This window comes from Microbacterium sp. IEGM 1404 (assembly GCF_030056775.1).
Taxonomy (GTDB): Bacteria; Actinomycetota; Actinomycetes; order Actinomycetales; family Microbacteriaceae; genus Microbacterium.
This window is the reverse complement of sequence record NZ_JASHKP010000003.1, coordinates 175841-202451: the sequence shown is the minus strand read 5'-3', so window position 1 is coordinate 202451 and position 26611 is coordinate 175841. Positions and strand designations below refer to the sequence as shown.

The 26611-nt window shown below is 68.1% G+C and carries 39 protein-coding genes; 7 read left to right on the top strand and 32 right to left on the bottom strand.

Annotated features, from left to right (window positions below):
- Window positions 1–23 precede the first annotated feature (23 nt).
- Window positions 24–389: a DUF7882 family protein gene (locus tag QM517_RS11645; protein ID WP_283287551.1), complete on the bottom strand. Its 366-nt coding sequence runs from the start codon at window positions 387–389 to the stop codon at window positions 24–26.
- A 174-nt stretch (window positions 390–563) separates the two neighbouring features.
- Here QM517_RS11645 and QM517_RS11640 point away from each other — a divergent pair, with 174 nt between their 5' ends.
- Window positions 564–1019 carry a MarR family winged helix-turn-helix transcriptional regulator gene (locus tag QM517_RS11640; protein ID WP_077049558.1) on the top strand — a complete coding sequence of 152 codons (456 nt, stop codon included), beginning with the start codon at window positions 564–566 and terminating at the stop codon, window positions 1017–1019.
- 6 nt (window positions 1020–1025) lie between these two features.
- Here QM517_RS11640 and QM517_RS11635 read toward each other — a convergent pair whose 3' ends face one another.
- Window positions 1026–1346 (bottom strand): DUF7882 family protein, encoded by a 321-nt coding sequence (locus QM517_RS11635; protein ID WP_077049559.1) that lies wholly within the window; start codon window positions 1344–1346, stop codon window positions 1026–1028.
- A 204-nt stretch (window positions 1347–1550) separates the two neighbouring features.
- On the opposite strand from QM517_RS11635, the gene QM517_RS11630 reads away from it, so the two are divergent.
- Window positions 1551–2519, top strand: coding sequence for a glycoside hydrolase family 6 protein (locus tag QM517_RS11630; RefSeq protein ID WP_283287550.1), 969 nt, complete (start codon window positions 1551–1553; stop codon window positions 2517–2519).
- 136 nt (window positions 2520–2655) lie between these two features.
- Window positions 2656–3633, top strand: a complete 978-nt coding sequence (locus QM517_RS11625) for a response regulator transcription factor (protein WP_283287548.1) — start codon at window positions 2656–2658, stop codon at window positions 3631–3633.
- An 80-nt stretch (window positions 3634–3713) separates the two neighbouring features.
- Here QM517_RS11625 and QM517_RS11620 read toward each other — a convergent pair whose 3' ends face one another.
- Window positions 3714–5189, bottom strand: a complete 1476-nt coding sequence (locus QM517_RS11620; RefSeq protein WP_077049560.1) for a glycosyltransferase family 2 protein — start codon at window positions 5187–5189, stop codon at window positions 3714–3716.
- A 148-nt stretch (window positions 5190–5337) separates the two neighbouring features.
- Here QM517_RS11620 and QM517_RS11615 point away from each other — a divergent pair, with 148 nt between their 5' ends.
- Window positions 5338–6417, top strand: coding sequence for a hypothetical protein (locus QM517_RS11615; protein WP_283287546.1), 1080 nt, complete (start codon window positions 5338–5340; stop codon window positions 6415–6417).
- 19 nt (window positions 6418–6436) lie between these two features.
- On the opposite strand, the gene QM517_RS11610 is transcribed toward QM517_RS11615, so the two are convergent.
- Window positions 6437–7246, bottom strand: coding sequence for a fructose 1,6-bisphosphatase (locus tag QM517_RS11610; RefSeq protein WP_077049562.1), 810 nt, complete (start codon window positions 7244–7246; stop codon window positions 6437–6439).
- A gap of 177 nt (window positions 7247–7423) precedes the next feature.
- On the opposite strand from QM517_RS11610, the gene QM517_RS11605 reads away from it, so the two are divergent.
- Together QM517_RS11605 and QM517_RS11600 are read left to right on the top strand one after the other, a co-directional pair.
- On the top strand, window positions 7424–9091 hold the full coding sequence (locus QM517_RS11605; RefSeq protein ID WP_278103670.1) for a sensor histidine kinase: 1668 nt from the start codon (window positions 7424–7426) through the stop codon (window positions 9089–9091).
- Entirely contained in the window at window positions 9088–10206 is a 1119-nt protein-coding gene (locus QM517_RS11600; protein ID WP_283287543.1) for a hypothetical protein, read from the top strand. Before QM517_RS11605 ends, QM517_RS11600 begins: the two co-directional genes overlap by 4 nt.
- On the opposite strand, the gene QM517_RS11595 is transcribed toward QM517_RS11600, so the two are convergent.
- Window positions 10207–10845, bottom strand: a complete 639-nt coding sequence (locus QM517_RS11595) for a hypothetical protein (protein WP_283287542.1) — start codon at window positions 10843–10845, stop codon at window positions 10207–10209. It abuts the gene before it with no gap.
- A 275-nt stretch (window positions 10846–11120) separates the two neighbouring features.
- Here QM517_RS11595 and QM517_RS11590 point away from each other — a divergent pair, with 275 nt between their 5' ends.
- On the top strand, window positions 11121–11375 hold the full coding sequence (locus tag QM517_RS11590) for a hypothetical protein (RefSeq protein ID WP_077049565.1): 255 nt from the start codon (window positions 11121–11123) through the stop codon (window positions 11373–11375).
- 38 nt (window positions 11376–11413) lie between these two features.
- On the opposite strand, the gene QM517_RS11585 is transcribed toward QM517_RS11590, so the two are convergent.
- The 27 genes from QM517_RS11585 to rpsS all read right to left on the bottom strand — a co-directional run bounded on the left by QM517_RS11585 (window position 11414) and on the right by rpsS (window position 26605).
- The gene (locus tag QM517_RS11585) at window positions 11414–12106 is read right to left on the bottom strand and encodes an endonuclease/exonuclease/phosphatase family protein (RefSeq protein ID WP_077049566.1); all 693 of its coding nucleotides are present in this window, start codon (window positions 12104–12106) and stop codon (window positions 11414–11416) included.
- A 54-nt stretch (window positions 12107–12160) separates the two neighbouring features.
- Window positions 12161–13018: a tRNA pseudouridine(38-40) synthase TruA gene (gene truA, locus QM517_RS11580; RefSeq protein ID WP_283287541.1), complete on the bottom strand. Its 858-nt coding sequence runs from the start codon at window positions 13016–13018 to the stop codon at window positions 12161–12163.
- Window positions 13019–13097: 79 nt separating this feature from the next.
- Window positions 13098–13661 carry a 50S ribosomal protein L17 gene (gene rplQ, locus QM517_RS11575; protein WP_077049568.1) on the bottom strand — a complete coding sequence of 188 codons (564 nt, stop codon included), beginning with the start codon at window positions 13659–13661 and terminating at the stop codon, window positions 13098–13100.
- A gap of 42 nt (window positions 13662–13703) precedes the next feature.
- The gene (locus tag QM517_RS11570) at window positions 13704–14693 is read right to left on the bottom strand and encodes a DNA-directed RNA polymerase subunit alpha (RefSeq protein ID WP_283287538.1); all 990 of its coding nucleotides are present in this window, start codon (window positions 14691–14693) and stop codon (window positions 13704–13706) included.
- A 173-nt stretch (window positions 14694–14866) separates the two neighbouring features.
- The gene (gene rpsK, locus QM517_RS11565) at window positions 14867–15265 is read right to left on the bottom strand and encodes a 30S ribosomal protein S11 (RefSeq protein WP_013583990.1); all 399 of its coding nucleotides are present in this window, start codon (window positions 15263–15265) and stop codon (window positions 14867–14869) included.
- A 34-nt stretch (window positions 15266–15299) separates the two neighbouring features.
- Window positions 15300–15674, bottom strand: coding sequence for a 30S ribosomal protein S13 (gene rpsM, locus QM517_RS11560; RefSeq protein ID WP_063256596.1), 375 nt, complete (start codon window positions 15672–15674; stop codon window positions 15300–15302).
- A 157-nt stretch (window positions 15675–15831) separates the two neighbouring features.
- A complete protein-coding gene (gene rpmJ, locus QM517_RS11555; protein WP_005050492.1) occupies window positions 15832–15948 on the bottom strand; it encodes a 50S ribosomal protein L36 in 117 nt (38 codons plus the stop codon).
- 61 nt (window positions 15949–16009) lie between these two features.
- Window positions 16010–16231, bottom strand: a complete 222-nt coding sequence (infA, locus tag QM517_RS11550; RefSeq protein ID WP_013583992.1) for a translation initiation factor IF-1 — start codon at window positions 16229–16231, stop codon at window positions 16010–16012.
- Between the two features lie 138 nt (window positions 16232–16369).
- Window positions 16370–17071 carry a DsbA family protein gene (locus QM517_RS11545; RefSeq protein ID WP_175627533.1) on the bottom strand — a complete coding sequence of 234 codons (702 nt, stop codon included), beginning with the start codon at window positions 17069–17071 and terminating at the stop codon, window positions 16370–16372.
- A complete protein-coding gene (map, locus tag QM517_RS11540) occupies window positions 17071–17910 on the bottom strand; it encodes a type I methionyl aminopeptidase (protein ID WP_283287531.1) in 840 nt (279 codons plus the stop codon). The genes QM517_RS11545 and map overlap by 1 nt, the downstream gene beginning before the upstream one ends.
- A 1-nt stretch (window position 17911) precedes the next feature.
- A complete protein-coding gene (locus QM517_RS11535) occupies window positions 17912–18502 on the bottom strand; it encodes an adenylate kinase (RefSeq protein WP_077049570.1) in 591 nt (196 codons plus the stop codon).
- The gene (gene secY / locus QM517_RS11530; protein WP_077049571.1) at window positions 18499–19821 is read right to left on the bottom strand and encodes a preprotein translocase subunit SecY; all 1323 of its coding nucleotides are present in this window, start codon (window positions 19819–19821) and stop codon (window positions 18499–18501) included. The genes QM517_RS11535 and secY overlap by 4 nt, the downstream gene beginning before the upstream one ends.
- 108 nt (window positions 19822–19929) lie before the next feature.
- Complete coding sequence (rplO, locus tag QM517_RS11525; protein ID WP_278103663.1) at window positions 19930–20466, bottom strand: 50S ribosomal protein L15; 537 nt, start codon at window positions 20464–20466, stop codon at window positions 19930–19932.
- On the bottom strand, window positions 20466–20651 hold the full coding sequence (rpmD, locus tag QM517_RS11520) for a 50S ribosomal protein L30 (RefSeq protein ID WP_013583998.1): 186 nt from the start codon (window positions 20649–20651) through the stop codon (window positions 20466–20468). Before rpmD ends, rplO begins: the two co-directional genes overlap by 1 nt.
- On the bottom strand, window positions 20651–21331 hold the full coding sequence (rpsE, locus tag QM517_RS11515; RefSeq protein ID WP_022877829.1) for a 30S ribosomal protein S5: 681 nt from the start codon (window positions 21329–21331) through the stop codon (window positions 20651–20653). Before rpsE ends, rpmD begins: the two co-directional genes overlap by 1 nt.
- The gene (rplR, locus tag QM517_RS11510) at window positions 21328–21687 is read right to left on the bottom strand and encodes a 50S ribosomal protein L18 (RefSeq protein WP_022877830.1); all 360 of its coding nucleotides are present in this window, start codon (window positions 21685–21687) and stop codon (window positions 21328–21330) included. Before rplR ends, rpsE begins: the two co-directional genes overlap by 4 nt.
- Before the next feature lie 2 nt (window positions 21688–21689).
- Window positions 21690–22226: a 50S ribosomal protein L6 gene (rplF, locus tag QM517_RS11505; RefSeq protein WP_077049573.1), complete on the bottom strand. Its 537-nt coding sequence runs from the start codon at window positions 22224–22226 to the stop codon at window positions 21690–21692.
- 6 nt (window positions 22227–22232) lie between these two features.
- The gene (rpsH, locus tag QM517_RS11500; protein ID WP_077049574.1) at window positions 22233–22631 is read right to left on the bottom strand and encodes a 30S ribosomal protein S8; all 399 of its coding nucleotides are present in this window, start codon (window positions 22629–22631) and stop codon (window positions 22233–22235) included.
- 92 nt (window positions 22632–22723) lie between these two features.
- Window positions 22724–23314 carry a 50S ribosomal protein L5 gene (rplE, locus tag QM517_RS11495; protein ID WP_077049575.1) on the bottom strand — a complete coding sequence of 197 codons (591 nt, stop codon included), beginning with the start codon at window positions 23312–23314 and terminating at the stop codon, window positions 22724–22726.
- A 2-nt stretch (window positions 23315–23316) separates the two neighbouring features.
- Window positions 23317–23676, bottom strand: a complete 360-nt coding sequence (gene rplX, locus QM517_RS11490; RefSeq protein WP_077049576.1) for a 50S ribosomal protein L24 — start codon at window positions 23674–23676, stop codon at window positions 23317–23319.
- Window positions 23677–23678: 2 nt separating this feature from the next.
- On the bottom strand, window positions 23679–24047 hold the full coding sequence (gene rplN, locus QM517_RS11485; protein ID WP_013584005.1) for a 50S ribosomal protein L14: 369 nt from the start codon (window positions 24045–24047) through the stop codon (window positions 23679–23681).
- A 35-nt stretch (window positions 24048–24082) separates the two neighbouring features.
- Window positions 24083–24415, bottom strand: coding sequence for a 30S ribosomal protein S17 (rpsQ, locus tag QM517_RS11480; protein ID WP_076491314.1), 333 nt, complete (start codon window positions 24413–24415; stop codon window positions 24083–24085).
- The gene (gene rpmC / locus QM517_RS11475) at window positions 24415–24726 is read right to left on the bottom strand and encodes a 50S ribosomal protein L29 (RefSeq protein WP_013584007.1); all 312 of its coding nucleotides are present in this window, start codon (window positions 24724–24726) and stop codon (window positions 24415–24417) included. Before rpmC ends, rpsQ begins: the two co-directional genes overlap by 1 nt.
- Window positions 24726–25145 carry a 50S ribosomal protein L16 gene (rplP, locus tag QM517_RS11470; protein ID WP_077049577.1) on the bottom strand — a complete coding sequence of 140 codons (420 nt, stop codon included), beginning with the start codon at window positions 25143–25145 and terminating at the stop codon, window positions 24726–24728. The genes rpmC and rplP overlap by 1 nt, the downstream gene beginning before the upstream one ends.
- Window positions 25145–25903, bottom strand: coding sequence for a 30S ribosomal protein S3 (rpsC, locus tag QM517_RS11465; RefSeq protein WP_058230882.1), 759 nt, complete (start codon window positions 25901–25903; stop codon window positions 25145–25147). Before rpsC ends, rplP begins: the two co-directional genes overlap by 1 nt.
- The gene (gene rplV / locus QM517_RS11460; protein ID WP_058623970.1) at window positions 25903–26301 is read right to left on the bottom strand and encodes a 50S ribosomal protein L22; all 399 of its coding nucleotides are present in this window, start codon (window positions 26299–26301) and stop codon (window positions 25903–25905) included. The genes rpsC and rplV overlap by 1 nt, the downstream gene beginning before the upstream one ends.
- A 22-nt stretch (window positions 26302–26323) precedes the next feature.
- Window positions 26324–26605: a 30S ribosomal protein S19 gene (gene rpsS, locus QM517_RS11455; RefSeq protein ID WP_013584011.1), complete on the bottom strand. Its 282-nt coding sequence runs from the start codon at window positions 26603–26605 to the stop codon at window positions 26324–26326.
- Window positions 26606–26611 lie beyond the last annotated feature (6 nt).

Here is a 26611-nt window from a genome sequence, read left to right as displayed (position 1 = left end):
ACGACGCAGAGGATGTCCGCGCGTCAGGCGCTCCGGCGCGCGGCCTCGGCCGCCTCGGCGGGCGCGGAGACATCGAGGTCGATCGTCAGGCCGCTCGACGAGTTCGCCGAGTTGGCGTACGACTGCAGCAGCGCGGGATCGAGCATCTCGGGCTCGACCGAGCCGAAGACGAATCGGAGGGCGATCGAGGGCTGGATCCAGATCGTGCTGCGCCCGCCCTCTTCGCCGTCCGGGTGGCGCCAGGACATCGTGAAGCTCTCCCCGCGGCGGAGTTTGGTCGCGATCACGACCTTCACGTGCGCGAGCACTCGGTCCGGGATCCGGATCGGGCGCTCGGACGACCCGTAGAACAGTAGGCCCATGAGCATCTCCTTCCGGAGTTTCGACATCTCATATTTTACTAGGTTGCCTAACTATTGCCTAATGAATCACGCAGGAATATCCGGCACGCGCCAAGTTTCTTTTCTGTTCACCAGGGGCTACGCCAGGTCTATCGCATCGCTGAAATCTCGTTTGCCTAACTAGACTGTCGCATCGGGCGGCCGGACCCTTACAGGAGAGCCATGACGATCGTGACTGAAGACGACCCTTCGACAGTCGCCGCCCGCGCCGTCGAGAGACTGCGACTCGCCGAGGCGCGCCTGGCCCGACGGCGGCAGACGGACTGCGGACCCAGCGAGAACGCCCGTGCGGCGATGCGCCTGATCCTCGAGCGGGCCGACGAAGGCGCCACTGTGACCCCCACCGAGATCGCCCAGGCCCTCGCGGTCTCGACGGCATCGGTCACGGGCATGCTCGATCGGCTGGCCGCCGGCGGGCTCATCGGCTTCGTGGCGAACCCCGCGGACCGGCGCAGCAAGTTCGTCGTCCCCTTCGACCGCGACACGGATGCCGACTCGATCGACCCCGTCACGGCCCGGATCCGCGAATTCGCGCTGGACCTCCCGCCCGGAGCGGCCGACCAACTGGCGGACTTCCTCGATCGCGTCCGCGAGGTCGTCGACGCCGAGTGCCGCTGAGCGGGTTCAGACGCGCACGGGCTCCACGGCATCCGGGTCGGGTTCCGCCACGACCGTGAGCCCGTTCGCCGAACTCGCCTCGTGCATGAGTTCGTCGACCCAGCGGCGGTTCACGTGCGGCGGACGACTGCCGTAGAAGTGGAAGACGAGCGGAATCGACGGGTGGATCCAGAGGGTGCGCGTACCGCTCCCGTCTCCGAGCGGGAAGTGGAACATGAACGGCTCGCCGCGGCGGAGCTTGTTCATGAACACGAGGCGCAGGTGAGCCAGCGTGCGGTCCTCGATGTCGAAAGAGTGACCGAGCGCGTCGTAAACCAGTTTGCCCACCCCGACAGCGTATCCGCTCCACCGACCTAACCAATACGGCGGGGCCGCACGCGTGCGGGGAATTATCGGATCGGGTCCAGAATCCGCGCCCCACCGCACGATCGGTCGCACACGACCGCCGCCCCCCGACGCTCGACTAAAGTCCTCAGAGTGGGGAGAGCGCACCGCCCGGGCCGTCGGCGTCGGATACCGCGGCCGGTCCTGGTGACGGGGGCTGTCGTGCTCGTCGTCGCGCTCCTGATCGGTATCGCCGTCGTCGGTTCGCTGGTGACCAATCTCTTCCAGACCCTGTCGGCCCGGCCCCCCGCCGTGGACACGCGGATCGTGACCCCCGATGAATCCAAGGCCGCGAAAGCCGCGGCGCAAGAGCAGTCGGGCTCCCCCGAGGCGGACGCCGCCGCGTGGCTGGCCGCCCAGCCGACGACCTACTGGCTGACCCCCGAGATCGACCCGGTCGACGAGGTGTGGGATCGCATCGCACACCTGGCGGCCGAGGCGCGCGACCAGGATGCCACCGTCTCCATCGCCGTCTACGGGCTCCCCGACCGCGACTGCGGCAATCACTCCGCCGGCGGGCTGGATCCGGACGCCTACCGCGAATGGACGGCGCGGATCGGCGATGCGCTGCGCAATGCCTCCGACGTACGGAAGATCGTCGTCCTCGAACCCGACAGCATCGCCCTCGCTCCGTCCTGCGGGTCACTCGAGGACCGGGCGGGATACCTGCGCACCGCGGTGGACAACATCCGCGGCGTCGACACGTGGATCTACCTGGACGGCGGCCACTCGGCGTGGCATCCCGCGACCGAGATGGCCGACCTTCTGCGCTCCACCGGTCTCATGGGCGACGTGCGCGGAGTCGCCCTGAACGTCTCCAATTACCAGGACACCGCGGACGAGTTCGCCTACGCCCACCAGCTCTCCGAGCTGCTCGGCGGAACGCACGCCATCATCGACACCTCCCGTAACGGCGCGGGTCCGGCCGGGGCGGAGTGGTGCAACCCCGCCGGTCGGCTCGTCGGAGCGGCCAGCGGCGCGTACGGCGACGGCGTGGTCGACACGACCCTGTGGATCAAGCCCCCCGGCGAGAGCGACGGCGAGTGCAACGGCGGCCCCGTCGCGGGAAAGTGGTGGCCGGATGCCGCCGTCGAGCTGACGCGCGAGAGCCGCTGATCTCACCCCTACGCGCCACGAGCTAACCCGTAAGCGCCACTAAGTATGTAAAGATGTGGCTCGGCCGCACTGCGGTCGCCGTGACTCGGGGGAGATCGCGGGCACGACATCCGTGCAAACCCGGAAGAGTGGTGGGATGAGCGACAGCACCGAGATGCTGAAGACGGCCGTGATCGTCGAGGACGACCCCGACATCCGCCACCTCCTCGTCGAGGTGCTCGAATCGGCCGGCTTCTCCACCGTGTCCGTCGGCAACGGGATCGACGGCGTGCGAGCCGTCATCGCCTATCAACCCCTCATCACCACGCTCGACGTGAACATGCCCGGGATCGACGGCTTCGAAGCCGCCCGGCGCATCCGCCAGCAGAGCGACACCTACATCGTCATGCTCACCGGGCTCGAAGAGGAGGCCGACGTCGTCCTCGGCCTCGGCGCGGGTGCCGACGAGTACGTCGTGAAGCCCTTCCGTCCTCGCGAGCTGCGTGCGCGCATCGAGGCGCTCCTGCGCCGCCCGCGCGCCGGAGGCGCCGCCGTCCCGGGTCCGCGCCAGGACAGCGTGGGGCCGTCGTTCCCGGCCGCGCGCCCGGCACCCGAACCCGTCCCGCACGTCGAACAGGCACCGGCCCCCGCCGCACCCCTGCCGGGCGCCCCGGTCGTCGTGCCGTCGTCGCAGGGCCCGGATCCGTGGTCCACGCCGCCGGGCAACGACCTGGCGACGCGCCCCGGCACCGACGTCGCGCCCCGCGCGCACGGGGAGCTGACCCCGACCGGCGGCCAGTGGATCGTCCACCGCGACCTCCAGCTCGATCCCGACAGCCGCATCGTCCGCGTCGACGGCCTCGAACTCGACCTGACCCGCACGGAGTTCGATCTCCTCGCGACGCTCATGGAATCCAAGCGGCGCGTGCGCAGCAAGGCCGACCTCACACTCGTGCTCCGCGGCGAGTCCTACGTCACCAGCTACTTCGTCGGCGAGGCCGACAAGCGCGCCATCGAAGCGCACATGACGAACCTCCGTCGCAAGCTCGGCGACAACCCCGCGAACCCGCGGTACATCGAGACCGTGCGCGGCGTGGGTTATCGCCTCACGTCGGAGCTGTTGGCGGCCCCCTGACCGACCCCGGACATCACGGATGCCTCGACCCTCCCCAGGGCCGAGGCATCCGTTTTATCTCTGATGCGTTCGGGTCGCGATCAGACCTTGTATCCGTGGTGACGACGGACGAGCTTGGAGAACATGAGGAGGGTCTGCAGGACGGTGACGACACCGACGATGGGCCAGCCGATCCAGAGGATCGAGGACTGCACCATCGGGCCGACCAGCACCCAGATGACGGCGAGCGCGATCGCGACGGCGATGAGGACCACCATCGGAGCCCAGTGACCGAGTCCCCCACCGCGCTCCGCCTTGGCCTGCATCGCCCAGTTGTCGACCTTCTTCCGCGAGAGGAAGCGGGTCCACGAGCGGACGAAGTGGCTGATACGGATCCACATGAAGATCTCGGCCGGGAAGAACAGCACGGCGAACAGGACATCGGTGCGGTTGACCGCGGCCATCGTGCGCGCGATGCGCAGGTTCAGCAGCATCGCCACCACCGGCGGGATCAGCCACAGGGGCGAGAAGACGAAGGCGTTGATCGACAGCGACCCGGCGAGCAGGGTCAGGAACGCGACTCGCACGAAGAGGTTCGTCAACATGCCGAAGTTCTCGAACCACCGCAGACGCAGGTTGGGGTGGAACGGCTGACCCTTGGTGTCGCCGCGCTGCCCCGGCCACATGAGCTCGATGGCGCCGTAGGTCCACTTGACCTGCTGCGCGTCGTAACCCGAGAGCGTCGTCATGCCGCCCACATTGGCGCGGGCGTACGGGCTGATCTTCGTCAGGTAGCCGGCGCTCTTGATCTGCAGCGACAGCAGCGAGTCCTCGACCTCGGAGTCCTTCACCCAGGGCGTGACCTGGTGGTTCTGCTTCATCGCTTCGCGAAGGGCGTTGGTGGAGAAGATCGAGAACTGGCCGCCCAGCACCGCCATGTTGCGACCGCGCAGCAGGTTCTGCAGGTTGAACGCGGCGAACTGGGTGCGCTGACCCGCCGTCAGGAAGCGTGCCACGAGACCCTTGATCGGCTTGTCGTCGATCGTGTAGATCGCCGAGATGCCGCCGATGCGGGAGTCGGACACGGCCTCGGTCTCGAGGTACTCCACGGCCTTGCTGTCGGCGATGGTGTCACCGTCGACGCCGAGCAGGTAGTCGTACCCCTCGACCAGCGAGTAGCCGTAGTTCAGGGCGCCGACCTTCTTGTCGGGGTTCTTGCCGATGTCGTGGACGAACACCTCGGTGAACTGCTCACCGAGTTCGGTGGTGATCTCGTGCGGCCCGCTGTACTCGGAGGCGATCTTGACCGTCGCGTCGGAGGTGTTGTTGACGACGACGTGGATGACGTCGGGCACGCGGGTCTGGCCGAGCAGGGCCTCGATGACCTCCGCGATCGACTCCTCCTCGTTGTACGCCGGGATGACGCATCCGATCGTCGAGCGGTGCACCGTGGAGTGCTCCAGGACCGAGGCGAAGTCGTCCGGGAACGCGTGCTCCTCGACGACGGGACTCGCCGTGCCGCCCACGGGGTAGGTGAGCGCCCGGGTCTGGGGAGCGAAGCTGCGCGCATCGGTCATGGCGGTGTCTTCCTGTCGGAGGGGCGGCGGTTCAGCCGTGTCCCACTCTGATAGGTTCACCGCAAGGCAACAGCCGAACATGACCATCGTCCCCGCAAGGTTTCCTCAAGATTCCCCCGGGGCCCCGGCACAGGGAGAGTTCCGACCGATGGTCGTCCTCGACCTCCTCGCCGCCATCGCCGCGGCCTCCGTCGCGGGTGCCGCGCTGTTCCTGGCGCACGGCCGCCACGGAGACGACCGCGGAGGGCCGCGCGCCGAGCTCGTGCGGTACATGGGCGTCGCCGCCATCTCGGCGCTGGCCTGCTCTCTCGCGAACGTCGCGGAGGTCGCCGGCGGCGGAACGTTCGCCGCCGCCGTGGGGAACGCGACCAACGTGGTGACGGTCGGGCTGGCCTGGGCGGGCGCCCGGCGCCTCAACGCGCGCCGCGGCATCGGGGCGGCCACGACGGGAGCCGTCGGCATCCTGATGCTGGCCGTCACCTTCGTCGTTCCGCTGGACGAGGCCACGCTGATCAAGACCGCGGGACTCGTGATCTTCGCCGCGCTCGCCTCCGTCGAGTTCGCGCGCCGACCGCTGAGCGACCTCTCCGGAACCCGCGTCCTGGTCGCCACCCTGGTCGTGTTCGGGACGTTCAACCTCTACCGGCTGGTCGTGGGCACCGTCGCCGGGATGTCGTCGGCGCTCTGGCAGCACACGACGTCGACGCAGATCACCACCATCCTCAGTGCGCTGGCCATCGTCGGGATGGGGTTCGGATCGGTGCGCCTGGGGCGGCAGCTCGACGACGACCCCTCACCGGGGACCCGCGCGCACGACCGTCGAAGCCTCCGCCAGGCCGCGGACGATCTCCTGCGCGCCCACGGGCGCGTCCACGTCGCCGTCGTCCGCATCCCGGAGATCGATCTGATCCGCGCGGCGCACAGCTCCGGTCGCGCCGAGGAGATGATCACGGTCCTCGTGGATGCCGCCCACGAGGCGCTGCCCGGATCCGCGGCCGGCGTCCCCGCCCGCGACACCGTCTTCGTGCTGCACGCCGGGTCGACGCCCCGCACCGAGGTGGAGGCCGGCGTACGGCGGACGTTCGCGGGGCAGATGCCGTTGATCGACTACACCGACACGCCCGACCTGACCTTCGAGCACCACGCCGTGGCGGACGTGCACGACCTCTCCCTGTTGATGGAGAGCCGTCGGCTGCGTCCCGGTTCGAGCGCGGTGCCCCACGCCTGAACCGGGGCTCGCCGGGCACTCAGCCCTGGTCGGTGGTCTGACCCCATCCGGGCGCCCGGCCGGTGCTGGTGCCGGAGTCGGTGGCCTGACCGGCGGCGGTGGCGCCGTCGGACTCGAAGATCGCGATGGGCAGGTACTGGTAGACCGTCTGCTGGGTGAACGACGTATCGGAGTTCGCGGAGCCTTCGACGGCGATGTTCAGGGCGAACTCGAGCGTGATGCCGTACGTGTCGTTGGGCAGCTGGCGGATCGAGGTCGTGGGCACGAGCAGACCGCCCTGGAAGCTGTTCAGGAGCAGACCACGGTCCGAGCGCAGGGTGTCCGTGGGGACGAGCGTGCGCGGGTCCGCGCTGAACTGGAACGGGTTCGACACCTGGCCGCCCGTCTGGGCGGTCTGAGAGGTGATGGACACCGAGGAGATGTAGACGCGACGCTTCTCGGTGAGCACCGCCTTCTCGTCGACGCGGTGGTCGTGCACGTTGAGCGCGAAGCCGAACTGCTTCTCGTTCGTCGTCGTCCACTCCATCGTGCGCTTGGGGTCGACGGCCCAGACGTCCAGGCGCAGCTCGAGACCGTCGGCGACCTCGGACGACAGCGACACCGACCCGTCATAGGTGAATCGGGAGTCGAACGGCATCGCGGACGCCGTCGACTGCGGTGCGGGGGTGGCGACGACGACCGACTGCCCGCCACCGGAGGTCTGGGCCTGGATGGCGTTGAAGGCGTCCACGACCTGCGTGCACCCGGAGAGGGTGATCGGGCCGCCCAGCGCGACGACGGCGGCGAGCGCGAGGGCTCGCACGGTACGACGGTGAGTGGAGCTGCTCACAGGTATCTCCCGGGTCTGAGGGCGCGGGTGCGCAGAGGTCGACGAGACGACCATCACGCTGCGGGATGCAGGCCTCAGGGGGAGTCTGACCGGACGACGCGACGGGTAGGACGCGAAGGGCGAGCAGAGACAGGATGGCGCGCAGAAGACTACACCATCGTCTATACACTCGATCACATGGCAGCCGTGAGGAGCGTTCCGCCGGCGTCGTCGCCGGTCGCTTCCGAGTCCGACGACGCGAGCGGACCCAGCAGCCGGACACGCTCGGTCTGGCTCCTGCAGCTGGTCCTCGGCGCGAGCGTGGTCATCACCGTCCTGCTCGTCCAAGCGCTCGAACCGTCCCTCTTCGCGGTATGGACGTTCTCCACCGGAGTGGGCGTCGTCATCGCGCTGACCGCGGTCGCCATCATGGTGCCCTGGCACCGACTGCCGCGGAATGCGGTCGCCCTCATCCCGTTCGGCGACATCGTCGGCATCGGGCTGTTGAGCTTCGGGACGGACCTGCGGTTCGGATTCTTCTGGGTGTTCCCGATCACGTGGATCGCCACCCACTTCGTCCTCAGCATGATGATCGCCTCGCTGGCCGCGGTCGGCGTCATCATCGTCGCGGACGCCTCGGTCAACGGCGCCGGACCCGCCACGGCACTGCGCCTGATCGTGGTGCTCCTGTCCCTGACGTTCATCGCCATCACGGCGTATCTGTCGTCGCGCCAGACGCGCGCGTTCAAACAACTCCTCCGACGCCAGGCCAGCAGGCTGCAGGGCACTTTGCAACGCGTGACCGGACAGGAACGTCGTGTGTCGCAGATGCTGAACGGTCTCGACACGGGCATCGCCCGGCTGTCGGTCGACGGCGAGGTGCTCGCCCTCAACGACACGTACGTGAACCTCTACGGCATCGAGCGCGACGAACCGTCGCGGCCCGGCGGAGCCGTCGAGTACGCCACCCTGCGGGGCGAACCGCTGCCCGACTCGGAGCGCCCGTTCGCGCGCGCGGCGCGGGGCGAGCAGTTCGAGGACGAACGGGTGTGGCTGTTCGACGCCCAGGGCGACTGGCACGCCCTGTCCGCGTCCACCCGGCGCCTGGTCTCGTCCGACGAGCCCGAGAGCACGCTCCTCATCGTCCACGACGTCACCGCCCTCATCGAGGCGGAGCGGGCGCGCGAGCGTCTCGCTGCGACCGTGTCGCATGAACTGCGCAACCCCCTCACGGCCATCATCGGCCACGCCGACCTGGCACTCGACGCCCCGGATCTGACGCCCAAGGTGCGCGAGCAGCTCGAGGTCATCGCGGGCGCCGGGGAACGCATGCAGACACTGATCTCCGAGATCCTGGCGAACTCCCGCGGGGTGTTCCGCGAAGAGAAGTCGGCCGCGACGGCGGACGCCAGTCGCATCATCGCCTCCTCGCTCGAGTCGTTCCGCCCGGCCGCCGCCGCGCGCCGCGTGAGCGTGACCGACGACCTCCCCCTCTCGGCCGAGGTCGTGGGCGACGGGTTCCGCCTGCGCCAGGCGTTCGACAACATCCTCAGCAACGCCATCAAGTACACCCCCGGCGGAGGCAGCGTGCACATCACGGGGCACGTCTTCGACGACCACGTCGAGCTCACGTTCGCCGACACCGGCATCGGCATCCACCCCGACGAACTGCCCAGGATCTTCGACCCGTACTTCCGCGCCCGGGCGGCACGCGAGAGCCCGACCCCCGGCACGGGCCTGGGCATGGGGATCGTCCGCAGCATCGTCGAAGAGCAGGGGGGATCGCTCGAGCTCGAGAGCGAGGTCGGGACGGGGACCACCGTGACGGTGCGTCTGCCTTCGCGGTCGGGGGCGACCGAGGCATGACCGCCCAGGAGACGCTCGCCAATCTCGGGCTCGCCCAGGCGACCGTCGCCACCCTGGCCACCGTGATGGTGATCGGTCTCGGCTTCCTGCACCGACCGTCCCGTGCCGCGCTCCTGTGGTCGCTGGCGTTCGTACTGGCGATGTCGAGCACGTGGATCTCCGTCGCCGGTTCCGTGGTCGGCGACGAGGCCGTCCGTCGCGCGGGACTCGGTCTGATGCTCGGGGCTCCCGCGCTCATCTGGTCGGGTTTCCGCGCCCGGCGGCACGTTCCGGCGCTGCCGTGGATCGCCGTGCTGCAGTCGATCGCGACCGCCGTCGCCTTCGTGCTCGCGGTCGACCCCCAGGTGTACGGGATGACGTTCCGCGTGGCCTTCCTGGCGGCGGCGATCTTCGCCGGACTCACGATCGCCGAGGTCCGTCGTGCCGCCGACCGGTTCGAGCGACTCGCGCTGCCCCTGACCGTCGTGTCCGCCGGTTTCGTCGCCCTCGCCGGCGCGATCGTCGTGGCGGGTCTGGCGCTGCCCTCGAGCGCGCAGGACCTCACGCTCCCCCGCATCCTCAACGGCCTCGCGATGCTGATCTACCTCGTGTGCGCGACGGTGAGCGTCCTGTACTTCACCTCGGTCTCGCCCGTCGGGACACGCGCGGCGCGCTCGTGGCCGCAGTTCTCCGTGACCGCGGAGGATCGGCTCACCCGCGCGCGTCGGGCACAGGAGAGTTCCTGGAACGTGCTGGCGATCCGCCTCGACGACCCCGACCAGATCCGCAGCACGATCGGCGAGAACGGCTGGAACCGCATCACCACGGCCTTCGAGGCCGTCGTGGCCGCCACGCTCCCCGCGGAGGCCGACATCGGGCGTCCGGCGCGCGGTCGCCTGGTGGTGGTGGTCTGTCGCCCCGGGCCCGTGCTCCGCGAGCACGTGCGCACTCTCCTGCGACGGGTGACCGAGATGGATGCCGACGACTGGGCCGACCTGCAGCTCTCGGCGAGCATCGGGTGGGTGCCGGCGGAGTCGGCCTGGTACGACCTCGACGAACTCGTAGGCCGGGCGGAGGACGCCGCGATGACGGCGACGCGACTCGGCGGCGACCGGTGGGAGCGCGTTCGCGCGTGATCAGCCTTCGGGCGTGGCGTCGCGGGCGATGGCGACGGTGAGGGTGTCGCTGGCGGTCTGCTTGGCGAAGTCGCTCGAGGTAGGCGTCGTCTGAAGGAGGAACTCGTACGTGAACTGGAGCGTCACGAACGTCGCCTCGGCGGGGACCTCCCCCACGTTGAACGTCTGCGAGTAGCTGTACGGCGACAGGACCACGTAGCCGGGCGGGTTGCTCTGATCGACCTGCGGGGTCAGCGGCGCGAACGATTGCGTGGCATTGCCCGGCACGACCGTCATCGTCGCCCTCTGCAGATAGACCTGCTGCCCGTCGTTGGGCGTGACGGTGGTGTCCATCGAGATGCTCACCGGCTTCAGCGCCGTCGCCGTCCAGCGGTCCATCGACAGCGTGGACCAGTACTTCACCGTCGCGGCGATGGCGCCGGCGGTCACCTTCTTCTCGGTGGAACCGCTGGAAAGGTCGTTCGGCACCGGCGTGGGAACCGGAGTGGTGGAGGCCGAAACCGTCGGCGAGGAGGAGGGCGTCGTCTGCCCACCGCCCTGCGCCCACGGCGGCGCGCCGCACCCGACCAGCGCGAGCAGCATCGTCCCCGCGCCGATCGCACCCAGCGCGGCTCGGCCGCGGCGCACCCGGTCCCCCATGAATCCTCCTGTGGTCTTCCGTCGAGTCTAGGCGGCAACGGGTCGCGAGGGCTCAGGGAGCCACGCCCGGCCTCGGGCGTCGACGCCCGCGGCTGGGCGACGGGTGGCGCAGACGACGCCGATCCTTTACGCAATCGAAACGCCGATCGGTGGCGCGCCGTGTACGGATGGGGGATAGTCGAAGAGGCGGATCCGCATCGCGCTGGGGGCGATCACCGCCGGCCCGTTGCACGCGACGTGCGCGGTCTCCCGTCCTCGATGCTTGTGGGTGCCGCATGAAGAACACGCTGGTCCGCTCCCTGGCCGCTGCCGCTCTGGCCGCCGGAGCCGTCCTGGCCCTCCCGTCCATCGCCCACGCGGCGGCGGACGGCTCCCCCGATGACACCACGACCCACGCCTCCGCCAGCGTCCCCGGCGGGGGCGCACCCGCGCTGGGGTTCTGGATCGGGGGCGGCGCTCTCGCGCTCGCGGGCGGTGCGATCGCCGTGGGCGCCACCGTCCGACGTCACCGGCACGATCTCGACGTCTGAGTCGCCGACGCCCGGCGAGGTACCGGTCTCCGGTCGGCTCAGGAGGCCACCGCGGGGCGGCTGCCCTCGACCTCCGCGGTGATCAGGATCGGCAGGTGGTCGCTCAGCCCCTGCGGGAGGGTGCGGATGTGTGCGATGTCGAAACCGATCGACGTCGCGAAGTCGTAGTGACCCCGGAAGAAGCGGTAGCGCGTGTAGGTACGCGAGTCGCTGAGGGTGAGTTCGTATCCCTGGTCGCGCACCGCCTGCCCGAGGTTCTCCTTGAACACCGGGTAGTTGTAGTCGCCGACCATGAGAGCGGGCAACCCGGGACCGAGGTTCTGCAGCTCCGCCAACGCGGTGCGGATCTGATGGCGGCGCAGGGAGTTGAGCGCGGTGAGGGGTGCCGCGTGGAAGGAGGCGACGATGATCTCGTGACCGTCGTCGATGTCGCGCAGGCGGACACCCAGCATGCGCTCCTCCGCCGGCTTCAGCACGTAGTCGTGCAGGGACTTCTTGAGGGCGATCGACCGCACCTCGACCGCACGGAACGTGTTCTCGCGGTAGTACACGGCGAGTCCGAGCCGGTTGCGCTGCGTGGCCTCCGCGAGACGCAGCCCGGAGATCTCCGCGGGGATGTCGCGGGTGTCGCATTCCTGCAGACACAGGACGTCGACCGCGTGCGCGTCGACGAGGGCGGCGAGCTCGCCCGCCGCGCGATGCTTGCGCAAGTTGTACGAAATGACCTTCATGGCCCCGCCAGCCTAGAAGGCGCAGCCCTCAGCTTGCTGAGGGTTGCACAACGCTCACGAACCGATGTCGTCGGCGTCGCGCCGATTCCGCGTCTGTTCGGCCCGGGATGCCAGCAGCTCGTCCGCCGGATACCCCACCTCGGCCAGCACGAGCCCGCGTGCGGCGAGGACCTTCGTGTCCGGCAGACGCGCTCCCGCGTCACGGATCGCGACGACGCGTTCCGGGTTGATCCTGCCCTCGCCGACGGCCACGCACGCGCCCACCAGTGCACGCACCATGCTGTGGCAGAAGGCATCGGCGCGCACATGGGCGAGGAGTGCGCCCGCGGGGTCACGGTGCCAATCGAACTCCAGCAGTGTGCGGATCGTGGTGGCTTCCTCGCGCGCCTTGCAGTAGGCGGCGAAGTCGTGGAGACCGATGAGGCTCCGGGCTGCGGCATCCATGGCCGCGACGTCCAGGTGTGCCTTGACGGTGGTGGTCCGCGCACGCTCGAGCGGGTCGTACCCGGTTCCGAGATCGGCGATGCGGTACACGTAGCGACGCCAGACGGCGGAGAAGCGGGCATCGAACCCCGCCGGGGCCGGAACCGTGTGATGGACCGTGACGTCGGGATAGGCGCCCAGGACGCCTCGGATCCGGCCCGCGAGGGCCGTGACGCCGTCCGGCTCGTCCCCCTGGCGACGCCGGCGCGGAAGGCGGGCGACCTGCGCCTCATCGAGGTCGACGTGAGCGACCTGACCCGAGGCGTGCACCCCGGCATCCGTCCGTCCGGCGACGACCAATCGCGGCTCTCCGCCGACGATGCGGCTCAGGGCGTCTTCGAGCGTTCCCTGGACGGTGCGCAGGTCCGGCTGCCGCGCCCACCCGCGGAAATGTGTGCCGTCATAGGCGATGTCGAGACGGATGCGCACCCGTTCAGCCTACGTGCCCCGGGATGACGAACGAGGCCCTCTCCCCAGCGGGAGAGGGCCTCGTTCAGGAAGCAGAGGATCACGCCTTGGCGTCGTCCTCGACCGCGTCGGTGGCGGCGGCCTCGGCGGCCGCGCCCTCCTCCTGCGACTCGGCGCCGGCGTCGGCAGCCTCGTCGGTGGCGGGGGTCTCCTCGGTCGAGGTCTCCTCGGCGGGGGTCTCCTCGGCAGCGGGCGTGGCAGCCGCAGCGGGTGCCGCGGACTTCGACGCCGACGGCTTCTTGGTGACGGGCTCGAGGACGAGCTCGATCACGGCCATGGGCGCGTTGTCGCCCTTGCGGTTGCCGACCTTGGTGATGCGGGTGTATCCGCCGTCACGGTCCGCGACCAGCGGAGCGATCTCGGTGAAGAGGGTGTGCACGACCTCCTTGTCACCGATCACCGAGAGGACGCGGCGGCGGGCGTGGAGGTCACCCCGCTTCGCGAACGTGATCAGTCGCTCGGCGAGCGGACGCAGGCGCTTGGCCTTGGTCTCGGTCGTCTTGATCGACTTGTGGGTGTACAGGGCCGCCGCGAGGTTCGCGAGAAGCAGGCGCTCGTGGGCCGGGCCGCCGCCGAGACGGGGACCCTTCGTGGGCTTGGGCATGTCGTGTTACTCCAGTAGGAAGGTTCGGTCGGGTCCGACGGGTCAGACGGTCTCGTCGTCGTAGCCGCCGAAGAACTGTGCACCGTCGAAACCGGGCACCGAGTCCTTGAGCGACAGGCCGAGGGAGGTGAGCTTGTCGCGCACCTCGTCGACCGACTTCTGACCGAAGTTGCGGATGTTCATCAGCTGGGTCTCGGAGAGGGCGACCAGCTCCGAAACGGTGTTGATGCCCTCGCGCTTGAGGCAGTTGTACGAGCGCACCGAGAGGTCGAGGTCTTCGATCGGCATCGACAGCTCGTTGGAGAGGACGGTCTCGACCGGCGCGGGGCCGATCTCGATGCCCTCGGCCTCGACGTTCAGCTCGCGGGCGAGACCGAACAGCTCGGTGAGCGTACGACCGGCCGACGCCACGGCGTCGCGCGGGGCGATCGACGGCTTCGACTCGACGTCCAGGACGAGCTTGTCGAAGTCGGTGCGCTCACCGGCACGGGTCGCGTCGACGCGGTAGCTGACCTTGAGCACCGGCGAGTAGATCGAGTCGATCGGGATCTGACCCGCCTCGGCGTACTCGTTGCGGTTCTGGGTCGCCGAGACGTAGCCGCGGCCGCGCTCGATGGTGAGCTCGAGCTCGAACTTCGCGGTGTCGTTGAGCGTCGCGATGACCAGCTCGGGGTTGTGCACCGCGACGCCCGCGGGTGCGGAGATGTCCGCCGCCGTGACCTCGCCGGCACCCGTCTTGCGCAGGTAGGCCGTGATGGGCTCGTCGCGCTCGCTCGAGACGACGAGCTGCTTGATGTTCAGGATGATCTCGGTGACGTCTTCCTTCACGCCCGGGATGGTGCTGAACTCGTGCAGGACGCCATCGATGCGGATGCTCGTGACGGCCGCGCCGGGGATCGACGACAGGAGGCTGCGACGCAGCGCGTTGCCGATCGTGTAACCGAAGCCGGGCTCGAGCGGCTCGATGACGAAACGGCTGCGGAACTCCCCGATCTTCTCCTCGGTCAGAGTGGGACGCTGTGCGATGAGCACTATGTGTTCCTTTCGATCACGTGCCCGCTATATGACACGTGTAATGGGGTGAGGTGTTGAGTTGTACTCGCCGGATGCTGACGGCCCGACGGCCGCCGGCATCCGGGTGTCCTGGGATGCGCGGGAGCGCGAACGTTCCCGGGGAGTGACGAGCACTCCCCGGGAACGATGCGTCAGACGCGGCGGCGCTTCGGCGGACGGCAGCCGTTGTGCGCCTGCGGCGTCACGTCCTGGATCGAGCCGACCTCGAGGCCGGCGGCCGTGAGCGAACGGATCGCGGTCTCGCGACCCGAGCCGGGGCCCTTCACGAAGACGTCGACCTTCTTCACGCCGTGCTCCTGCGCCTGGCGGGCGGCGGACTCCGCGGCCATGCCAGCGGCGTAGGGCGTCGACTTGCGCGAGCCCTTGAAGCCGACGCCGCCGGACGATGCCCAGCTGATGACGGCCCCGGAGGGGTCGGTGATCGAAACGATGGTGTTGTTGAACGTCGACTTGATGTGGGCCTGACCCACGGCGATGTTCTTCTTCTCCTTGCGGCGCGGCTTGCGCGCGGCGGACTTGGCCTGTGCCATGTGCGGTTCTCCTGAATCCTGCGCCGGCGGAGGCCTAGCGCGCCTTCTTCTTGCCGGCGACCGTGCGCTTGGGGCCCTTGCGGGTACGCGCGTTCGTCTTCGTGCGCTGACCGCGCACAGGGAGGCCGCGGCGGTGGCGCAGGCCCTCGTAGGAACCGATCTCGACCTTGCGGCGGATGTCGGCGGCCACCTCGCGACGGAGGTCACCCTCCACCTTGTAGGTGCCCTCGATGTGGTCGCGCAGCGCGACCAGCTGGTCGTCGGTGAGGTCCTTGACGCGGACGTCCGGGCTGATGCCGGTCGCGGTGAGGATCTCGGTGGAGCGGGTACGGCCCACGCCGTAGATGTAGGTAAGTGCGATCACCACGCGCTTGTCGCGCGGGATGTCGACGCCGGCGAGACGTGCCATGCGGCTCTCCTCAGAGTGTCGTGGAGGTGTGGAGCAGGATCGGTGCCCGGGCCTCCGCCCCGAGGTGTCCCCCGCATCGCGGGTTCTGATCCTGCCGTTGTGTATTCAGTTGGAAGTCTGTCGTCGAGTCGGGCCGGACCTGGAGTCCGGTCCGCACTCAGCCCTGGCGCTGCTTGTGACGCGGGTTGCTCTTGCAGATCACCATGACGCGCCCGTGGCGACGGATCACCTTGCAGTGGTCGCAGATGGGCTTGACGGAGGGGTTGACCTTCATGGGGGTGTTCCTGTTCGCTGTCTTCGATCCGCGCGAGCGGTTCGTTACTTCTCGGCCGGGCTCAGCGGTAGCGGTAGACGATACGACCGCGCGTGAGGTCGTATGGGCTCAGTTCGACGACGACGCGGTCCTCTGGGATGATGCGGATGTAGTTCTGCCGCATCTTGCCCGAGATGGTGGCGAGCACCTTGTGACCGTTGGTCAGTTCGACACGGAACATCGCATTGGGCAGTGCCTCGGACACCGTGCCCTCGATCTCGATGACACCGTCTTTCTTCGCCATAAACTCGCTCACGCTCATTGCAGACCGGCCGGTCTGCGGTGGATGGGGATTCGGTGCTACGACACGCCAATAAAGGCGCAACGCACCAAAGATCAATCATACGTGGTAGAGCGCGATGCGGCAACTCGCCGCATCGACTCAGCCGTTGAGGCGATCGACGATGTCCTTCTGGGGGTCGCCGGTGAGATCGGTCTGGTTGACCAGAACCGTGCCGTTGATGGCGATCGTCGGCGTCGCGATCCCGGACCCCGTCTGCGACGGCGTCTTCTTGGTGATCGCCGTCACGAACTTCGTGTACGTCCCGTCCGTGATGCAGGAGCTCACGGCATCCGAGGCTCCCGCGTTCTTCGCGATGGTCGCGAGCGTCGCGTCATCCAGGCCGGAGGTGCCCTCCGTGGGCTGCTGGGCGTACATCGCCGTGACGAAAGCGGACACGTTCGCCGGGTCGTCGACCGCGACGCAGTAGGCGGCGTTCGCGGCGCGCGTCGAGTACTGCGTGCCCTGCGACTGCGCGTCGAGGATCGAGATCGGGTGGATGTTGAGGGTGATGGTGCCGTCGTCGACGAGCTGCTGGAGCGTCGAGCCGTAGGCCTGCTCGAACGAGTTGCAGATCGGGCACATGAAGTCGATGTAGGTGTCGACCGTCTGGCTGCCGGAACCCACGGCGATCGCGCCTGTGTCGGCGTTGACCGCCGAGGACTGCGGCACCGTCCCCGGCGACGTCGCCTGGTTGTTGGCGAACCACACCACTCCGCCGATCACGAGGACGACGACCACTGCGGCCGCCGTCACCCCGATCGCGAACCAGTTCGTGGACTTGCGAGCCGCGGCCATCATCATCAGTCGATCTCCTTCGGCACCACACCGAAGGGTGCCAGCTTCTCCGCACCGCCGTCGGACGCGGTGAGGACCCAGATTCCTCCATCGTGCACGGCGACGCTATGTTCCCAATGGGAGCCGGCTGTGCCGTCGATGGTCGAGACCGTCCACCCGTCGTCTTCGACCCGGGTCTCCTGATCGCCGATGACCACCATGGGCTCGATCGCGACCGCGAGTCCGGGCCGCACCTCGGCGCCACGATCCGGCACCCGGTAGTTGAAGACGCTCGGCGACTCGTGCATCTTGCGGCCGATGCCGTGGCCGACGTAGTCGCGCAGGATGCCGTAACCCCCATCGGGCGCGTTGTCCTCGATGTATCCCTCGATGGCAGCACTCACCTCGCCGAGGTGCGCGGCACGACTGAGCGCGGCGATGCCGGCCCACAACGAACCCTCGGTCACCTCGGACAGGCGTCGCCGAGGAGCGACGATCTCGTCCGGAGCGTCGCCGGGGACGACCACGGTGAACGCCGAGTCGCCGTTCCAGCCTCGGAACTCGGCCCCGGCATCGATGGAGAGCAGATCCCCCGCCTGGAGGGGACGGTCGTTCGGGATGCCGTGCACGACCTGCTCGTTGACCGATGCGCAGATCGTGTGACGGTATCCCCGCACCATCTGGAAGTTCGACTTCGCGCCGCGCCCGGTGATGACGGCGGAGGCAGTGGCATCCAGGTCGAGGGTCGTGACGCCGGGGGCGATCAGCTCGCGCACGGCATCCAGCGCGGCGGCGGTGATCAGACCGGGCTCGACCATGGCCCGCAGCTGAGCGGGCTTCTTGTAGATCGAGGAGCGCAGGACCACGTCAGCGCGCCGGTCGCAGACCGCGCGCCTCGAGCGCCGCGAAGATGCGCGCGGTGATCTCGTCGAGGTCGCCGACGCCGTCGATCTCATCGACGATGCCGCGGGTGCCGTACACGTCGAGGATCGGAGCGGTCTCGCGCTCGTAGATCCCGAGTCGCGTGGCGATCGCGGCCTCGGTGTCGTCGGCACGGCCCTGCTCGGCCGCACGGGACGTGAGCCGGGCCAGCGATTCCTCCCGCGGGACGACGAGGGCGATCACGGCGTCCAGCTTCTCGTCGCGTCCCTCGAGGAACTCGTCGAGGTGCAGGACCTGCGCGAGGTTGCGCGGGTAGCCGTCGAGGAGGAAACCCTCGGCCGCGTCGGCCTGCGACAGCCGGTCGCGGACGACGGCGCTGGTCAGCTCATCGGGGACGAGGTCTCCCCCATCGATGATCGACTTCACCTGGAGCCCCAGCTCGGTGCCCTGCGAGACGTTGGCACGGAACACGTCGCCGGTGGAGACGACCGGGACACCCAGAGCCTCGCCGACACGGACGCCCTGCGTCCCCTTGCCCGAGCCCTGGGGTCCGACGATCAGAAGACGTGCGGTCATCGCAGAAGCCCCTCGTAGTGACGCTGCTGGAGTTGAGCGTCGATCTGCTTCACCGTCTCGAGGCCGACGCCGACGATGATCAGGATCGACGCGCCACCGAACGGGAAGTTCTGGTTGGCACCGACCGTCGCCAGCGCCACGAGCGGCAGCAGAGCGATGAGGCCGAGGTAGATGGATCCCGGGAGCGTGATGCGCGTCAACACGTAGTCGAGGTACTCGGCGGTCGGACGACCCGCGCGGATGCCGGGGATGAAGCCGCCGTACTTCTTCATGTTGTCGGCGACATCGACCGGGTTGAACGTGATGGCGACGTAGAAGTACGTGAAGCCCACGATCAGCAGGAAGTACACGAGCATGTACAGCGGGTGGTCGCCGCGCGTGAGGTACTGCGAGATCCACGTCACCCACGCGGCCGGCTCCTGACCCGCCTGCGGCTGGTTGAACTGGGCGATGAGTGCCGGGATGTACAGCAGCGACGACGCGAAGATCACGGGCACGACGCCGGCCATGTTGACCTTGATCGGGATGTAGGTGTTCGTACCGCCGTAGGTGCGGCGTCCCACCATGCGCTTCGCGTACTGGACCGGGATGCGGCGCTGGGACTGTTCGACGAACACCACCAGCGCGACGACCACGATGCCCACCGCGAGCACGAGAAGGAAGATCTCGACGCCGCGCGTGTTCAGGATCGACAGCATGGCGGCCGGGAAGGTCGCGGCGACGGAGGTGAAGATGAGGATCGACATGCCGTTGCCGACGCCGCGCTCGGTGACGAGCTCGGCGAACCACATGACCAGGCCCGTACCGGCGGTCATCGTGATGATCATGAGCAGCTGGGCCCACCAGATGTCGTTGGTGAGGAGCTGCTGGCACTCCGGGGCGCCGCCGGTGCCGAAGAGCTGCCCGGAGCGCGCGACGGTGACCAGAGTCGTGGACTGCAGCAGCGCGAGCGCGATGGTCAGGTAGCGCGTGTACTGCGTGAGCTTGGCCTGACCGGCCTGGCCCTCTTTGTACAGCGTCTCGAAGTGCGGGATGACCACGCGCAGCAGCTGCACGATGATCGTCGCCGTGATGTACGGCATGACACCCAGGGCGAAGATCGACAGCTGGAGGAGCGCTCCACCCGAGAAGAGGTTCACCAGGGAGAGCAGGCCCTCGGTGCTCCCGGACGCCGCCAGACAGCGCTGGACGTTCGGGAAGTCGACGAAGGGCGTCGGCACGTGGGCACCCAGCCGGTAGATGGCGATGATGCCCAGCGTGAAGGCGATCTTCCGCCTCAGGTCGGGCGTGCGAAAAACCCGCGCGATGGCGCTGAACAAGGGGATTCCTCCAGAACGATCTCGGCGCGCGACCAGGCGCACACGGAATCAGACTAACCCAGAAGGGGCCGACGGCCACACGGCCGCCGGCCCCTTCGGGGTGTGACGTCAGTTGATGGAGCCGCCTGCGGCGACGATCTTCTGCTCCGCAGAGCCGGAGACCTTGTCGACCGACACGTTGAGCGCGACCGAGATGTCGCCGGTGCCGAGCACCTTGACCTTCTCGTTCTTGCGCACGGCGCCCTTGGCCACCAGGTCGACGATGGTCACATCGCCGCCCTGCGGGTAGAGCTCGGCCAGCTTGTCGAGGTTGACGACCTGGTACTCGACCCGGAACGGGTTCTTGAAGCCACGGAGCTTCGGGGTGCGCATGTGCAGCGGCATCTGCCCACCCTCGAAGCCGACCTTGACCTGGTAGCGGGCCTTCGTTCCCTTGGTACCGCGACCGGCGGTCTTACCCTTGGAGCCCTCACCGCGACCGACACGGGTCTTCGCGGTGCGAGCGCCGGGGACGGGACGCAGGTGGTGGACCTTCAGCACGCCGGGGCGCGCCGCGGGTGCGGCATCCTTCTTCGCGGCCGTCTTGCGGGCCGGAGCCTTCTTCGGGGCGTCGACCGTGGTGGTCTCGTCCTTCTTGTCAGCCATTAGTCGATCTCCTCAACCTTGACGAGGTGGGCGACGGTCTTGACGTAGCCGCGCGTCTGCGCGTCGTCGGGACGGACGACGGAGTCGCCGATCCGCTTGAGACCGAGCGAGCGCAGCGTGTCACGCTGGTTCTGCTTCTCGCTCACCTTGGACTTGATCTGCGTGACCTTCAGACGCTCGGCCATCAGGCACCTACCTTCTGAGCGGCGGCCTCGGCGCGCACGAGGCGGGCCGGGGCGACCTGGTCGAACTCCAGACCGCGGCGGGCGGCCACGGCACGGGGCTCCTCGAGCGACTTCAGAGCCTCGACGGTCGCGTGCACGATGTTGATCGTGTTCGACGAACCGAGCGACTTCGAGAGGACGTCGTGGATGCCGGCGCACTCGAGGACGGCGCGGACGGGACCACCGGCGATAACACCGGTACCGGCAGCGGCGGGGCGCAGGAGCACCACACCGGCGGCAGCCTCACCCTGGACGGGGTGGGGAATGGTCGAGCCGGAGCGCGGCACGCGGAAGAAGTTGCGCTTGGCCTCTTCGACACCCTTCGAGATGGCGAGGGGCACTTCGCGCGCCTTGCCGTAGCCGACGCCCACGACGCCGTTGCCATCGCCCACGACGACCAGCGCCGTGAAGCTGAAGCGACGACCGCCCTTGACGACCTTCGAGACGCGGTTGATCGTCACGACGCGCTCGAGGAACTGGCTCTCGTTGCGGTCGCGCGAACCACGGTCGCGCTGGTTGGCGTTGCGCTCGCGACCGCCGCGGCGGGGCTCGCGCTCGCGCTCGGCGGGTGCCTGGGACCCAGCCGCACCCTCAGTCGGTGCAGTCTGCTCGGTCACTTCGGTCTCCTTGTTGTCACTCACAGGTTCAGCCCTCCTTCGCGGGCGCCTTCGGCGATCGCGGCGACACGACCGGCGTAACGGTTGCCGCCACGGTCGAACACGACGTCCGAGAAGCCGGCGGCCTTCGCGCGCTCGGCGACGAGCTCGCCGACCTTGCGGGCCTTGGCGGTCTTGTCACCGTCGAACGAACGCAGGTCGACCTCGAGCGTCGAGGCCGAGGCCACGGTGTGGCCCTTGCTGTCGTCGACCAGCTGGACGAAGACGTGGCGGGCCGAACGCGTCACGACGAGACGGGGACGGAGCTCCGTACCCACGACCTTCTTGCGCAGACGAGCGTGGCGACGCGCGCGGGCGGCGGACTTTGTCTTGATAGCCATGGCTACTTACCACTCTTTCCGGCCTTGCGGCGCACAACCTCACCCGCGTACCGCACACCCTTGCCCTTGTAGGGCTCGGGCTTGCGGATCTTGCGGATGTTGGCGGCGGCCTCGCCGACGGCCTGCTTGTCGATGCCGCTCACGGTCAGCTTGTTGTTGCCTTCGACCGTGAGGGTGATGCCCGCGGGCGGGTCGATCAGGACGGGGTGCGAGAAGCCGAGGGCGAACTCGACCGAGCTGCCCTTCTGCGCCACGCGGTAACCCGTGCCGACGACCTCGAGGCCCTTGGTGTAGCCCTGGGTGACACCGATGATGTTGTTGTTGATGAGCGTGCGGGTCAGGCCGTGGAGCGACCGCGACTCGCGCTCGTCGTCGGGGCGGGTGACGAGAACCTGGTTCTCCTCGACCGAAACCTCGAGGGGCTGCGCGATGGTGAGCGCGAGCTCGCCCTTCGGGCCCTTGACGTGGACCTCCCGGCCGTTCACCGAAACGGTGACGCCGGCGGGGATGTCGATGGGAAGACGTCCGATACGCGACATGTCAGATCACCACACGTAGGCGAGGACTTCCCCGCCGACGCCCTTCTGCTCGGCCTGACGGTCCGTGAGGAGACCGGAGGAGGTGGACAGGATGGCGACGCCCAGGCCGCCGAGGACCGTGGGGACCTCGGTGGACTTCGCGTACACGCGAAGGCCGGGCTTCGACACGCGCTTGATGCCGGCGATCGACCGCTCGCGGTTCGGGCCGTACTTCAGCGTCAGGGTGAGGGTCTGGCCGACACGGGCGTCCGAAACGGACCAGTCGGCGATGTAACCCTCCTGCTTGAGGATGGCGGCGATGTGCGTCTTGAGCTTCGAGCTCGGCAGCGACACGGAGTCGTGGTGCGCCGAGTTCGCGTTGCGCAGACGGGTCAGCATGTCTGCGACCGGGTCTGTCATCGTCATGTGTTGCTTCTTTCGATCATGAGGTTTCGACTGCCGTTACACGACAGGCGACCTTCGATGAGAGGCCCCCGGGATCCCGGGGGCCCGGGGGCTCAGGCCTGAGCGTCCGCCGACTGGAACGGGAAGCCGAGCTGGCGAAGCAGCGAGCGGCCCTCGTCATCGGTCTTCGCGGTGGTGACGATCGTGATGTCGAAACCACGCACGCGGTCGATGCGGTCCTGATCGATCTCGTGGAACACGGACTGCTCCTGGAGACCGAAGGTGTAGTTGCCGTTGCCGTCGAACTGCTTGGCCGAGAGACCGCGGAAGTCGCGGATACGGGGCAGGGCGAGGTTGACGAGACGGTCGACGAACTCCCACGCACGGTCGCCACGGAGGGTGACGTGCGCACCGATGGCCTGTCCTTCGCGGAGCTTGAACTGCGCGATGGACTTGCGGGCCTTGGTGACGATGGGCTTCTGACCGGTGATCTTGGTGAGGTCCTCGACCGCGCCATCGATCACCTTGCTGTCGCGAGCAGCCTCGCCGACACCGGTGTTCACGACGACCTTGACCAGACCGGGGATCTGCATGACGTTCGCGTAGCCGAACTCTTCCTGCAGGGCCTTCTTGATCTCGGTGTTGTACTTCTGCTTCAGGCGGGGCTGGATCTTGCCAGCCACCGCGGCAGTGTCGGTGCTCATATTCAGAGGTCCTTGCCTGACTTCTTCGCGAAGCGCACGCGGACGGTGCGCTTGACGCCGTCCTTCACCTGCTCCTCGACGCGGTGACCGACGCGGGTCGGCTTCTTGGTCGAGGGGTCGACGATCGCGACGTTGGAGATGTGGATCGGGGCCTCGAACGTCTCGATGCCACCGGTCTTGGTGCCGCGCTGGGACTGGCCGACGCGGTTGTGCTTCGTGACGTAGTTCACGCCCTCGACGATGACGCGGTTCTGCTCGGTCAGGACCTCGAGGACCTTGCCCTGCTTGCCGCGGTCGCCGCCCTTGTCCTGCTTCTTGCCAGAGATGACCTGAACCAGGTCACCCTTCTTGATTTTCGCCATGATCAGATGACCTCCGGGGCGAGCGAGACGATCTTCATGAACTTCTTGTCGCGAAGCTCACGACCGACCGGTCCGAAGATGCGGGTGCCGCGGGGCTCCCCGTCGTTCTTCAGGATCACGGCGGCGTTCTCGTCGAACTTGATGTACGAGCCGTCGGGACGACGGGTCTGCTTGACCACGCGGACGACGACGGCCTTGACCACGTCGCCCTTCTTGACGTTTCCACCGGGGATCGCGTCCTTGACCGTGGCGACGATGACGTCGCCCAGGCCCGCGTACCGACGGTTGGAGCCGCCCAGCACACGGATGGTCAGCAGCTCCTTGGCGCCGGTGTTGTCGGCGACCTTCAGCCGGGATTCGTTCTGAATCACTTGTTACTCCTTGGGTTCCAAGCAAGCCGCGAGGCTTACTTGGCCTTCTCGAGGATCTCGACCAGGCGCCAGCGCTTGGTGGCGCTGAGCGGACGGGTCTCGTTGATGACGACCAGGTCGCCGATGCCGGCCGAGTTCGTCTCGTCGTGGGCCTTGACCTTCGACGTGCGACGGATGACCTTGCCGTAGAGCGGGTGCTTCACGCGGTCCTCGACCTCGACGACGATCGTCTTGTCCATCTTGTCGCTGACGACGTAGCCACGACGCGCCTTGCGGTAACCGCGGGCGCTCTCGTCGCGGACATCGTTCGCCGCGTGCTCGTGGCCGACGACCTGCGCCTCGGCTTCTGCCTTCTTCGCGGTAGCCATTACTCCGCCTCTTCCTTCGCGGCGTCGTCAGCGGCATCCGCCTTCTTCGCCTTGCTCTTCTTCGCCTTCGTCGCCTCGACCGGGGCCGGCGTGGCGCGGATGCCGAGCTCGCGCTCACGGATCACCGTGTACAGACGCGCGATGTCGCGCTTGACTGCACGGATGCGGCCGTGGCTCTCGAGCTGGCCGGTGGCCGACTGGAAGCGCAGGTTGAACAGCTCTTCCTTGGCCTTGCGCAGCTCCTCGACGAGGCGCTGGTCTTCGAACGTGTCGAGCTCGCTCGGGGCGAGCTGCTTGGTGCCGATCGCCATTACGCGTCGCCCTCCTCGCGCTTGATGATGCGTGCCTTCAGCGGCAGCTTGTGGATGGCACGGGTCAGTGCCTCACGAGCGAGTTCCTCGTTGACACCGGCGACCTCGAAGAGGACGCGACCCGGCTTGACGTTCGCAACCCACCACTCGGGGGAACCCTTACCGGAACCCATGCGGGTTTCGGCCGGCTTCTTGGTGAGCGGACGGTCGGGGTAGATGTTGATCCACACCTTTCCACCACGCTTGATGTGACGGGTCATCGCGATACGAGCGGACTCGATCTGACGGTTGGTCACGTAGGCGGGGGTCAGAGCCTGGATGCCGAACTCGCCGAACGACACCTGGGTGCCGCCGGTGGCCTGGCCCGAGCGACCGGGGTGGTGCTGCTTGCGGTACTTGACCTTGCGGGGGATGAGCATTACGCCGACGCTCCTTCTGCCACGGGGGCCTCATTGCGAGGGCCACGACGACGGTCGCCGCCACGGTCGTCACGACCGCGCGACTTCGGGGCGTTGGCCTGCTCGCGGGCGAGCTCCTTGTTGGTGAGGTCGCCCTTGTAGATCCACACCTTCACGCCGATGCGGCCGAAGGTCGTCTTGGCCTCGTAGAAGCCGTAGTCGATGTTCGCGCGCAGGGTGTGCAGGGGCACACGGCCTTCGCGGTAGAACTCCGAGCGGCTCATCTCGGCGCCGCCGAGGCGGCCCGACACCTGGATGCGGACACCCTTGGCGCCCGCGCGCTGCGCGCCCTGCAGGCCCTTGCGCATCGCGCGGCGGAAAGCCACGCGGGCGGAGAGCTGCTCGGCGACACCCTGGGCGACCAGCTGAGCGTCGGCCTCGGGGTTCTTGACCTCGAGGATGTTCAGCTGGATCTGCTTGCCGGTGAGCTTCTCGAGGTCGGCGCGGATGCGCTCGGCCTCGGCGCCGCGGCGACCGATCACGATGCCCGGGCGGGCGGTGTGGATGTCGACGCGGACGCGGTCACGCGTGCGCTCGATCTCGATGTTGCTGACGCCCGCGCGGTCGAGCGAGGTGGTCAGCAGGCGACGGATCTTGATGTCCTCGGCGAGGTAGTCGGCGTAGCGCTGTCCGGGCTTCGTCGAGTCGGAGAACCACCGCGACACGTGGTCGGTGGTGATGCCGAGGCGGAAGCCGTACGGGTTGACCTTCTGTCCCATTACTTGCTCGCCTTCTTGTTGGCGCGAGCCGGGGCCGCAGCAGCGTCTTCCGGCGTCGCGAGCACGACCGTGATGTGGCTCGTGCGCTTCTTGATCTGGAAGGCGCGACCCTGTGCGCGGGGCTGGAAACGCTTGAGCGTCGTGCCCTCGTCGACGTACGCGTTCTTCACGTACAGGTCGGCGTCATCCAGGTACTCGTTCGTCTTGTCGGCGGTGACGCGAGCGTTCGCGATCGCCGAGGCGACGAGCTTGTAGATCGGCTCGCTCGCACCCTGCGGCGCGAACTTCAGGATGGCGAGGGCCTCTTCGGCCTGCTTCCCCTTGATGAGAGCGACGACACGACGAGCCTTCTGAGGGGTCACGCGGATGTGTCGCACGCGTGCGATGGACTCCACCATTTCTCTCTCCTCCTCGGTCGCCTTAGCGGCGACGGCCCTTCTTGTCGTCCTTCACGTGGCCGCGGAAGGTGCGGGTGGGCGAGAACTCGCCCAGCTTGTGGCCGACCATGGTCTCGGTCACGAACACGGGGATGTGCTTGCGTCCGTCGTGCACGGCGATGGTGTGTCCCAGCATGGCGGGGATGATCATCGAACGGCGCGACCAGGTCTTGATGACGTTCTTCGAACCGGCTTCGTTCTGCGAGACGACCTTGCGAAGCAGGTGCTCGTCGACGAAGGGGCCCTTCTTAAGGCTGCGAGGCATCTTCCT